The organism is Catalinimonas locisalis, from assembly GCF_038039535.1.
Classification (GTDB): Bacteria; Bacteroidota; Bacteroidia; order Cytophagales; family Cyclobacteriaceae; genus Catalinimonas.
This window is the reverse complement of record NZ_JBBPHP010000078.1, coordinates 1-10,396: the sequence shown is the minus strand read 5'-3', so window position 1 is coordinate 10,396 and position 10,396 is coordinate 1. Positions and strand designations below refer to the sequence as shown.

Sequence of the window (10,396 nt, the reverse complement as noted above, 5' to 3'; positions counted from 1 at the left end):
GTTCCATAAATTGGTATTTCTAACAAAAGTACTCCCTCTGTCATTGCAAGAAAACATGTACTTGGACGGGTGGATACGCGAGTGGTGCAAGCAACTCTCCCCAGTGATGCACTTTGAGCACAAAGCTGGAGATAAACTCTTTGTGGATTATACTGGTAAGAAGCTTCACATAGTGGATGAGCACAGTGGGGAGGTAGAGGAAGTAGAAGTGTTTGTTAGTGTGCTGGGTAGCAGTCAGATGACCTACGTAGAAGCCAGTAACAGTCAGAAGAAAGAGGACTTCATTAGTAGTATAGAGAACGCACTGTGGTTCTACGGTGGGGTCCCTAGCGCTATTGTGACTGATAACCTGAAGGCTGCTGTCACTCAGAGTAGTCGCTACGAACCCACGCTGAATGAGACCTTCGCTGACTTTGCTGAGCATTACGAGGCCACTATTCTTCCCACTCGGGCCTACAAGCCTCGGGATAAAGCCATTGTTGAGAATACGGTACGCATCATCTATAACCGTGTGTTTGCAAAGGTTCGCAATACAACTTTTCACTCACTAGATACACTCAATGCCACCATCGTGGAACTGTTGGTTGCTCATAATCAAATGTCCTTCCGGGGCAGGGACTACCGCGCGGCGTCCGCTCGCGTGAAACTCTCTTCACTGATATTGAGAAAAGTCAACTACGTCCCTTACCCATCCAACGCTTTGCTATGAAAACCTACTACCAAGGCACCGTGCATAAGAACGGCCATATCTATCTAGGCAAAGACAAGCACTACTACAGTGTACCATTTACTCATATCGGCAAAAAGGTGCGTATCATTTGTAGCCAAAGCAGTATAGAGGTCTATCATAACCAAATGCGCATTGCTCTGCACCGTCGGCAAGGAAGAAAGTATGGTTATACCACACTAGAGGAGCATATGCCTTCGTCTCACCGTTTTGTCAAAAAATGGAGTAGCGAAAAGTTCATCACTTGGGCCGCATCCATTGGGGAAGACTGCCAGTGCTACATCGTCAAGATACTGGACACTAAACAGCATCCCGAACAATCTTATAAGTCATGCCTGGAAGTACTGCAACCGCGCGGCGGCCGCTAGAAAAGAAGGTAGGCAAAGAGCGACTCAATAATGCTTGCAAACGTGCTCTGGATTACCAAGCCTACAATTACAAAATTATTCTGCGCATCTTGGAAAAAGGATGGGATAGCGTGGAAGACGCCTCAGAAAATCCGCCAGAAGTACCCCCTCACCAGAATATACGAGGAAGCAGCTATTACAAGTAAACCAATATATCAACACATATGAATGCACAAACTCTTGAACAGATGAAACAACTCAGGCTCTTTGGTATGCACCGAGCCTTCAGCACCACTTTGGAAACTGGTAGCATCAACTACACTAATGATGAGCTAATTGCCTATCTACTGCAAAATGAATGGGATGACCGCCATAACCGAAAGATGGAACGCTTGACCAAAGCGGCCAAGTTTCGCTATAAGGCCAGTGCGGAAGAAGTGCTCTTTGATCAGGCACGTGGCTTGGATAAAAACCAATTACAACGCTTCTTTACATGCGAGTTCATCCGGGCTAAAGAAAACATCCTATTGACCGGAAGTACAGGGGTGGGCAAAAGCTATATTGCCTCAGCGATTGGCCATCAGGCTTGTTCGCTAGGCTATAAGGTTAGATACTGCAATACTAACAAGCTGTTTACCGAGCTGAAGACTGCCAAAGCTGACGGTTCCTACACTAAAGAGGTCAACAAAATAGAAAAGCAGGATCCCGGCGGGGCACCGCTGCTGATCTTGGATGACTTTGGCCTCAAACCATTAGATACTACCAACCGGCACGCATTCATGGAGATCATTGAGGATAGGCATGGCAAACGGGCTACCATCATCGTATCCCAGTTGCCCACTGATGTATGGCACCAAGTGATTGGCGAACAAACCATTGCAGATGCTATTCTGGATCGGATCGTACACGCTGCTCATCGCTTGAATCTAAAGGGAGAATCAATGAGAAAAAAAATAAATAAAAAACTCTAACTTTAACCCACCAATGAACCGATCTTTTGCTCTTCCTTTGGCCTGCTCACTTTCATCCGGCCAGACTGGCTCACTTTAAAACGGCCGAACTGGTTCAAATTACCCGTCGTATCCACCTTGATGGCAGTTGCTGTAATTAACCCACCATCTTTATCAAGCTCGTTGTATATTGAGTTAAGACGAGTACGAATATGCTCAAGTTGGGCATTAATGATTCTGGCATTTTCCTTATTTCCTTTTACTCTTCCCTTACGGCTGTCCCATTGGTCAATTTCAACCCACTGCTTACTCAAAAATTCTTGTCTTTTGCCATTGACTGTGATACGTATATAAATGGGCACTTCTCCTTGAGCATTTACTCGGCTTTTGCGAATAATAGGAAGAATGGAGTAGGTTTGTCTTGACTGCATATCAAAAAAGTAAAGAGGTGAACAAGTTTTTATATGTATAAATATACAATATAACACCCACAAAATCAATCCAATAATAATAATGTAAAGTGCTGATATTCAGAATAATACGACTAAATCGGTGAACAAAAAATGAGGCTAATTTTGTTCACCGAATAGCTCCCCTTTTTTTTGAGAATAGATGAATAAAATGACATAGTAAAAAATAAAAAACCCCTTAAATCATACGATTTAAGGGGTTTTGAAAGATTTGTTATTGAAGTTGCGGTCTGGACGGGACTCGAACCCGCGACCTCCTGCGTGACAGGCAGGCATTCTAACCAGCTGAACTACCAGACCTTAGTATTGATAGAAAAGAACTTGTTTCTCTTCCGTTTTGGTGTTGCAAAGATATAAGCAATGATTTTAAATACAATGCCGAATCAAAAATAATTTTACTTTTTTTCAGACCTGCATTAGCAGTCACAAGCTCAGTATTTTAGTTTTGGTAAATACTGCAATAACGCTTAGTTTTGCTCAATAATCAATGGATAACTATGTTGTTAGAATTTGAAAAACCCATTGTGGAACTGGAGAGTAAATTAGCCGACATGAGACAAATGGCTGAAGAAAGTGGCGTTGATGTCTCAGAAGCTGTTAAATCTCTGGAAGAAAAAATCACCACCTTGAAGAAGGAAACTTTCCAGAACCTTACGCGTTGGCAGAAAGTGCAGATTTCCCGCCACAATGATCGTCCTTATACTCTGGATTATATTTATGAGCTTTGCTCAGACTTTATTGAGTTGCATGGCGACCGCTCGGTGAGTGATGATAAAGCCATGGTAGGAGGACTGGGAAATATGGATGGTCAAACCATTATGTTTATTGGCCAGCAAAAAGGCAGGAATACTAAGCAGCGCCAGCTTAGAAATTTTGGAATGCCTAATCCGGAAGGTTATCGCAAAGCTCTTCGCCTGATGAAACAGGCAGAAAAATTTAATAAACCCATAGTGACCTTTATAGATACGCCCGGTGCCTTTCCTGGTATTGAGGCTGAAGAACGAGGACAGGGAGAAGCTATTGCTCGTAACCTCAAAGAAATGTTCATGCTCAAGGTTCCGGTGATCTGCATCGTGATCGGTGAGGGAGCCTCAGGGGGTGCTTTAGGTATCGCAATAGGTGATAAAGTATTTATGCTGGAAAATACCTGGTATTCGGTAATATCACCAGAAAACTGCTCCACCATCTTATGGAGAAGCTGGGAATATAAAGAACAGGCAGCAGAAGCTATGAAGCTTACTGCTGAGGATATGTTTAACTTCAAACTGGTTGATGGTATTATTGAAGAACCTTTAGGTGGAGCTCATACTGACCTGAAGAAACAAAGTGCAACCCTAAAAAAGTACATATTGGATAGCATAAAGCAGCTGAACAAACTTTCTCCTGAGAAAAGAATTGATCAGAGAATCAAAAAGTTTACGGCTATGGGCGTCGTAAAATAGGGTATTCTCGGTAGATAATTCACCAATATGAAGATCGGTCTCGTACTATCGGGGGGAGGAGCAAGAGGCATTGCTCACTTAGGCATGATCAAAGCCTTGCAAGAGTACGAAGTTTCAGTAGATTATATTTCAGGAAGTAGCTCTGGAGCTATTGCCGGAGCTATGGTAAGCTACGGATATTCTCCGGATGAGACACTTAAAATTATTTCTGATCTTAGCCTGCTCAAATTGCTTAAACCTGCTATCAGTAAAACAGGTTTATTAAGAATAGATTCAGCGGTAAATCTTTTTAGCAAATACCTTCCAGATGATAACTTTTCATCTTTAAAGATACCACTTTTTGTATGTGCGACAGATTTGTGTAAAGGTAAGAGTGCCTATTTCAACGAAGGGCCTCTGTTAAAACCATTAATAGCTTCTTCCTGTCTACCAGTTATTTTTGATCCGGTTAATATTGATGGTAATCTGTATGTGGATGGGGGAGTGCTTAACAATTTTCCTACTCAACCTTTACTGGCAAAAAATGCCAAGATAATTGGCCTGCACTCTAATCCGGTAGATGAATCTTTTAAACTTACTAATATCAAAACCATGTTTGAAAGAACCTTTCTACTGGCCATCAATGCCAATAGTTATCATAATGTAGGAGACTGTGATTTGTTTCTGGAGCCGCCAGGACTAAAACAGATCAAAGTGTTTGACGTTAAAAAGTCAAAAGAGATTTTTAATATTGGATATCAATACGCCAAAACCAAAGAGGCTGAAATTAAAAACCTCCTTTCAAGTTAATGCTTGCAAGAGGTTTTTAGAAATTCTCAATTAATATCTCTTTACATTGGAGTCGTCAATGCCGAAGGTACTAACTACTTCTTCGTAATTACTATAATCAATTTCCTGGCGAGCATTAGGGTTGGAATAATCTGCTGGCAACACTACCACCCTGAATAATTGATTTTGTGTATCTCCCTCACTTAAAGTGCTGAAATCTACAGTGCCATCCAGAAAGATACTGACGTCTTCAAAAGTATGGTCAAAATTGTATTGCAAAGTCCCTCCATCTAAATAAATGGTTTGCGGCAGTAGACGCCAGATATTGATAGGGGGTTCATCTTCTACATCAATTTGCTCCCAGGATATGTACACCAGCACTACATCCGACTCAAAAACTTCTATTTCTTCAGGTGGGAATTCAAAGCCGAAGCGATAATCATTCTCGCTGGTAAAGTCTCCTTCAATTTCAAAAACAGTTCCCAGAATGTTTACTCCATCAATACCATCTTCACCGGGAGGGCCTTGCGGACCAATGGGACCTACCGGGCCGGTTGGTCCTTCGCAGGCAGAGAGAACATAAAGTGAGATACAAAAAAAGGAAAGAATGGATTTTTTCATAACTAAAAAATAAGTTAGTATAATTTCTATATGGTTAGAGAAATCAATTGCCTTGCCAAAAGTACAATACTTTTGAATATAAGTGAAATGAAGCTGAAAACAAGACCCTATAGTTAATTTTCAATGAAACTGATGTTAAGTTTACCCCAATGAAAACGAATTCAAGAATTACGATTAAACTTTTTATCTTTCGGCATGTGGAGAATTATTGCAATCATCATTTTCAAAATTACCGGATGGAAGGCCCGTTCTTACATCCCTACAGACATCAAAAAGGCGGTTATGGTAGCTGCCCCTCATACCAGTAACTGGGATTTTATCTACGCACGTGCAGCATTGTACATACTTCGCGTTCCCATTAAATTTACCATCAAGAAAGAATGGGTTAAGTTTCCCCTCAGCTTAATCCTGAATCCACTGGGAGCCATTCCGATTGACCGACAACGTAAAGGAATGAGCAGGACCAGTACGGTGGATAAAATGGTAGAGTTGTTTGACCATACAGATCACCTGATCATTTTGGTGACGCCGGAGGGAACACGGAAGTATGCTGAAAAATGGAAATCAGGCTTTTATTTTACTGCCCAAAGAGCAAATGTTCCAATTGTTTTGGGGTACTTAGATTACAAAGCTAAAGAAGCTGGAATCGGTGCAGTATTCCACCCTACAGGTGATAGGGACAAGGATATAGAAGAAATTAAAGCGTTTTACAGAACAAAAACAGCCAAATTTCCGGAAAATGGAGTGAGGTAACTACCTCAACTCCTTGATCCAGAATGTAAAAGTTTTAACAGTTTCTTCCTGCTGATCAATGTCTTTCCACTTCATGGTGGATTTGATCTGGGGTAGAGGAGTATAGCCTCTTTTCTTCCAGAATGCATAGAGAGGCTTGTAGTTATCTGGTCGTAATGGATGATCATCAGGGCGATCTACTGCACAAAAAGTAGCATATTTTTTGTATAACTGATGGGCATACCCTTCTCTTTGCCTAAAAAACTCAACGCCAATACCTCTTCCTCTAAAGCCTTCTTTCAGCACTGACTCGCCAAAATACATCACATCTTCAATCGGATATTCAGTGCCTTTCATAGCTTCTTGAATACTTTCCGTTTCTTCTGAAAGCGGTATGCAGGTAGATGCACCTACTACTTCCTCATGCTCAAGGGCAAGGATCACAGCACTGCCTTCAGCACGGATATAAGTAGAGAGATAATCTTTTTCGTAGGCTTCACTGCCATCATAGAGATAGGGGAAGCTCCGAAATACTTCTATCCTTAATGCTGCGAGATCATCAAGATATTGTAGTATCTCGGAACCTGTAAACTTCATAATCCTAACCCCAGCCATCAGTGGTTTACTTTTAAGAGATAGTAATTCTTTTTACCCCTTTGCACGATAAGGTATTTGTCCTGCAAAAGCTGATAGTTCGCTTCCTCGCTTTCATCCTCAACTTTTTGTTTATTGATGCTGACGCCTCCCTGCTTGATCATCCGGCGGGCTTCACCTTTGGAAGAGAAAACCAAATCCTGGGCAGCATCCGCCAGTAAGTCCAGTACATTTGTAGTAGCATCATAATCGGTGCGACTGATTTCTTTCTGAGGTACTCCTTCAAATACTTCCAGCAGTGTTTTTTCATCAATATCGTTGAGGTCTTCCAGTGTAGATTTACCGAATAGAATATTAGACGCTTTTACCGCTTTATCATATTCTTCTTCTGAATGAACGCGAATGGTAATATCTCTGGCCAGTTCTCTTTTGGCTTCATTAGGATTCGGATTGGCTTCCAATTCCTTGATTTTTTCTTCAGAAAACAAGGTAAAGACTCTCAGCAGGCGGGGAGTATCTTCATCGGATACATTAAGCCAGAACTGGTAAAATTTGTAAGGAGAAGTAAACTCAGGATCAAGCCATACATTACCTTCCTCAGATTTTCCAAACTTTGTTCCATCAGCTTTGGTAACCAAAGGAGCAGTCAAAGCAAAAGCATCTCCACCTTCTTTACGACGAATAAACTCTGTTCCGGTCGTAATATTACCCCACTGGTCAGAACCTCCCATTTGTAATTTTACCCCCTTGTTTTTGTACAGATGGTAAAAGTCGTAACCTTGGAGGAGTTGGTATGAGAATTCCGTAAAAGACAAGCCGGTTTCCAGTCTTTTCTTTACCGAGTCCTTAGCGATCATATAGTTGATCGTCAAGTGCTTACCGGCATCACGCAGAAATTCCAAGAAGCCAATACCTGCAAACCAGTCGTAGTTGTTCACGATTTCCGCGGCATTATCGCCTTCCTTAAAATCCAGAAATTTTTCCAGTTGTTTTTTGATACCCGCCTGGTTTTCTCTCAATGTTTCTTCATCCAGAAACTTTCGTTCAGCAGCTTTGAAGGAAGGGTCACCTATCATTCCCGTAGCACCACCGACGAGGGCAATAGGCTTATGACCAGCAAGTTGCAAATGCTTCAGCAGCATAATGGTAGCCAGATTACCAATGTGTAATGATCGGGCAGTGGGATCAAATCCGATATAGGCAGTGGTGACTTCTTTACTCAGTTGCTCTTCCGTGCCGGGCACCATGTCATGGATCATGCCCCTCCAGCGGAGTTCGTTTATAAATTGGCTCAGCGGTTCGCCGCGCGATTTTTTGCTCGCCATAGTTGTTTCGCTCATCTATTTCTACACTTATGATTCAGATAAGACGCAAATATAAAAACTTCGGCAGAGTTTCAGAACCCTTTCAGCATTAGTGAAGTGAATACAGGAGGCTAATTTCAATTCCTGCAGCGATCAGGCGACGCTGATGATTATCTTGCTGAAAAGGTATAAGTGAATGAATTTGCATTTGGGGAGCCAGGTTTAGAGCAAATGAGTCGTTTAGCTTTTGCTCCAGCCCCGGAGAAAACAGAATACTCACGCCACTATTATCATCCAGCCAGGAAGGGACATTACGCTCAAAATCAAAGCTACCGCCTAAGTCTAGGAAAAATCTGGTGTTGCTTTCTCCGAAGTATCTGCGAAAAACGACCGGTATAGAAATAAGATTTCTACTGTAATCCTGGTCGGCTACCATTTCTCCAGGGGGGAGGTTAGGGGTGATGGTATGTTTTGCATTTCGGTAAGTAAGCCCACTTTGTAATGTCCAATTTTGGTTTATAGAATAATAATAGGCCAGCGATAAACTATAGCCAGTACCACCATCAGAACCTCCGGCCCCGTCCAGGCTTTCAAAATAAACAGCATTGGTAGCATCTACTGAGCCGGAAATACCTATCTGGTGCTGGGCAAAGCCACTAGAAAAAAAGCAAGCACATAAGAAAGAGAGGATATACTGTTTCATAAGCTGAAGTATTGTGAATATTTCCTATAAAAATAGCGAAACATCACTCAATGTCAAGCCTGATGTACTGACCATTGACGAAAATAGATGTCTTCCCAGTCAATTGTTATTTCTCCGTTTTCTGCAATAGCGTGTTTGTTTTCTTCACTAAAGTTGATAAAATCTATCGGAGCAGAACGGCTTTTCTTCAGTTGATTCATCTTTTTCTCCAATATCCGCTCAAAGGGGAGAGGTTTGATGTTCCATTTGGCAAAGCAAAAGTGGGTGTTTCTGTATTTTGAAATAAGGTGATGGATTTTGGCTACGCTGACTTCTCCGCATTCGCCCCAGAAAAGTGCTTCTCCTCGCAGATCAGTTGCCAGCAAGTCGGGCTTATAACGTTTTTCTGCACTATAGCGGGTTTCAATTTTGATGTCTTCGTATTGGGAAGCATAGAGTTTAGCTAGGAAAATTTTCATGAACACGTGCGTGTCTTTCTCCTCTGCTCTTTTGATCAATATCTGCTTCAGACCATTGATTTTAAATGACCATTTTCTGCGTAACTTTTCTAGCATAGATTGAGACAAAGAAAACCGGCAGTTCTGCCGGTTATGCATAAAAATCTAGTTTGAAAAAACTATTCAGTAAGCTTCAGTGCGGGCTTAAGTTCGTCCTTAATTTCTTTAGGCAATTGGTCAATCACATGTTTGGCTTCGCCCTGTGTTAAGTATTTACGCAAAGCAACAAAAGTGCGCTTAATCAACTCTTCAGTGGATTCATTCCATTGAAAATCCTTTTCACCCATACGCGATTGTTCACTTTTGACATGCTCACAAAAATCGGCCATTGTATCAAACTTAAGGGGAGTTTCCCGATATTTCCATTGTTCTACATATACCGCTTTCAGGAACATGGGAAGTTGGGCCAACACATCCAATGACTCACTGATGGTGATTCTGTCTCTTAAGACATGCAGTACGGATCTGAGAAAACGGGAAGTAGCTTCGTCTTCTCCGGGGTGAATAGTCCTGGAATGGGTTTACAGAATTAAGGGATTTAAAGGTAATTGATTAATTGTACATTATTAAGAACTTGTCTTTTCTGTTTTACCATCATTTCAAAAATCTGCTCTTGTTACTCATTTTTCCCTCATCATACCCTCTGTTTCAAGTGGAGGGCAGCGACCGACGCCCGGTGGTTGAGGGAAAAATGCTTACTCTTATCTAAAGTGCATACTATGCTACCATTGCATCCATCACAGCCTGATTGGCTTTCCTAGCATATTTCTTCCATTTTTTCTTACCTGGTTTTCTACCTCTATGCACCTGGTTGGGAGTCAGATATCCTAAGCTACCATGTGGATATTTATGATTGTAGACATAGATTGTTCTGGCCACTGCTTGTAGAGCCAGCTCAAAGTTTGGAAACCCTCTTTCTAGCTTAAACTCCTCTTTCAGTGTTCTATGCATGCGTTCAGCTAAAGCATTCTCTAGCGGATCAGGAAAATTAGTCATAGAAACTAAGATTTTACTATCATTAAGCAGCTTTATATATTCATTACAACAGTATTGTATGCCCCGATCAGAGTGGTGAATTAGTTGATAGGGGGGATGCTCGCCTTTTTGATTTAAAGCCATATTAAGCGCTTTGATACTACCTATCGCATGAAGGCTTTTATGTAAATGCCATCCTACAATTTTGCGAGAATATGCGTCTGTAACCAGGCTTAGGTAAGCGAATCCATTACCTACTGGTATGT

At 41.6% G+C, this 10,396-nt stretch carries 15 protein-coding genes and 1 tRNA gene; 7 read left to right on the top strand and 9 right to left on the bottom strand.

From position 1 onward, the window contains the following. The 4 genes from istA to istB form a co-directional block, all read left to right on the top strand. The coding region (gene istA / locus WJR50_RS33565) for an IS21 family transposase (protein ID WP_341297697.1) at positions 1-709 on the top strand (709 nt) is incomplete at its 5' end. Positions 710-729: 20 nt separating this feature from the next. Then, complete coding sequence (locus WJR50_RS33560) at positions 730-1,095, top strand: Mu transposase domain-containing protein (protein WP_341297696.1); 366 nt, start codon at positions 730-732, stop codon at positions 1,093-1,095. Further along, on the top strand, positions 1,059-1,280 hold the full coding sequence (locus WJR50_RS33555; protein WP_341297695.1) for a hypothetical protein: 222 nt from the start codon (positions 1,059-1,061) through the stop codon (positions 1,278-1,280). Before WJR50_RS33560 ends, WJR50_RS33555 begins: the two co-directional genes overlap by 37 nt. An 18-nt stretch (positions 1,281-1,298) precedes the next feature. Beyond that, a complete protein-coding gene (gene istB, locus WJR50_RS33550; protein ID WP_445223516.1) occupies positions 1,299-2,045 on the top strand; it encodes an IS21-like element helper ATPase IstB in 747 nt (248 codons plus the stop codon). 2 nt (positions 2,046-2,047) lie between these two features. On the opposite strand, the gene WJR50_RS33545 is transcribed toward istB, so the two are convergent. Then, on the bottom strand, positions 2,048-2,455 hold the full coding sequence (locus WJR50_RS33545; protein ID WP_341297693.1) for an Arm DNA-binding domain-containing protein: 408 nt from the start codon (positions 2,453-2,455) through the stop codon (positions 2,048-2,050). A gap of 265 nt (positions 2,456-2,720) precedes the next feature. Then, positions 2,721-2,794 (bottom strand) — tRNA-Asp (locus tag WJR50_RS33540). 197 nt (positions 2,795-2,991) lie between these two features. Between WJR50_RS33540 and WJR50_RS33535 the strand changes: the two genes are divergently transcribed. Then, the gene (locus WJR50_RS33535; RefSeq protein WP_341297692.1) at positions 2,992-3,936 is read left to right on the top strand and encodes an acetyl-CoA carboxylase carboxyltransferase subunit alpha; all 945 of its coding nucleotides are present in this window, start codon (positions 2,992-2,994) and stop codon (positions 3,934-3,936) included. Between the two features lie 27 nt (positions 3,937-3,963). Further along, positions 3,964-4,725, top strand: coding sequence for a patatin-like phospholipase family protein (locus WJR50_RS33530; protein ID WP_341297691.1), 762 nt, complete (start codon positions 3,964-3,966; stop codon positions 4,723-4,725). Positions 4,726-4,755: 30 nt separating this feature from the next. Here the strand turns inward: WJR50_RS33530 and WJR50_RS33525 are convergent, their stop codons facing one another. Continuing rightward, positions 4,756-5,325, bottom strand: a complete 570-nt coding sequence (locus tag WJR50_RS33525) for a hypothetical protein (RefSeq protein WP_341297690.1) — start codon at positions 5,323-5,325, stop codon at positions 4,756-4,758. 195 nt (positions 5,326-5,520) lie between these two features. Between WJR50_RS33525 and WJR50_RS33520 the strand changes: the two genes are divergently transcribed. Continuing rightward, complete coding sequence (locus WJR50_RS33520) at positions 5,521-6,078, top strand: 1-acyl-sn-glycerol-3-phosphate acyltransferase (RefSeq protein ID WP_341297689.1); 558 nt, start codon at positions 5,521-5,523, stop codon at positions 6,076-6,078. Here WJR50_RS33520 and WJR50_RS33515 read toward each other — a convergent pair whose 3' ends face one another. From WJR50_RS33515 to WJR50_RS33490, 6 genes are all read right to left on the bottom strand, one after another. Continuing rightward, positions 6,079-6,654 carry a GNAT family N-acetyltransferase gene (locus WJR50_RS33515; RefSeq protein WP_341297688.1) on the bottom strand — a complete coding sequence of 192 codons (576 nt, stop codon included), beginning with the start codon at positions 6,652-6,654 and terminating at the stop codon, positions 6,079-6,081. Between the two features lie 17 nt (positions 6,655-6,671). Next, positions 6,672-7,991 carry a tyrosine--tRNA ligase gene (gene tyrS, locus WJR50_RS33510; RefSeq protein ID WP_341297687.1) on the bottom strand — a complete coding sequence of 440 codons (1,320 nt, stop codon included), beginning with the start codon at positions 7,989-7,991 and terminating at the stop codon, positions 6,672-6,674. A gap of 73 nt (positions 7,992-8,064) precedes the next feature. Then, complete coding sequence (locus WJR50_RS33505) at positions 8,065-8,658, bottom strand: outer membrane beta-barrel protein (RefSeq protein WP_341297686.1); 594 nt, start codon at positions 8,656-8,658, stop codon at positions 8,065-8,067. A 53-nt stretch (positions 8,659-8,711) separates the two neighbouring features. Further along, the gene (locus tag WJR50_RS33500) at positions 8,712-9,212 is read right to left on the bottom strand and encodes a hypothetical protein (RefSeq protein ID WP_341297685.1); all 501 of its coding nucleotides are present in this window, start codon (positions 9,210-9,212) and stop codon (positions 8,712-8,714) included. Between the two features lie 62 nt (positions 9,213-9,274). Further along, a complete protein-coding gene (locus WJR50_RS33495) occupies positions 9,275-9,661 on the bottom strand; it encodes a DUF2267 domain-containing protein (protein WP_341297698.1) in 387 nt (128 codons plus the stop codon). 211 nt (positions 9,662-9,872) lie between these two features. Then, the coding region (locus WJR50_RS33490) for an integrase core domain-containing protein (protein WP_341297684.1) at positions 9,873-10,396 on the bottom strand (524 nt) is incomplete at its 5' end.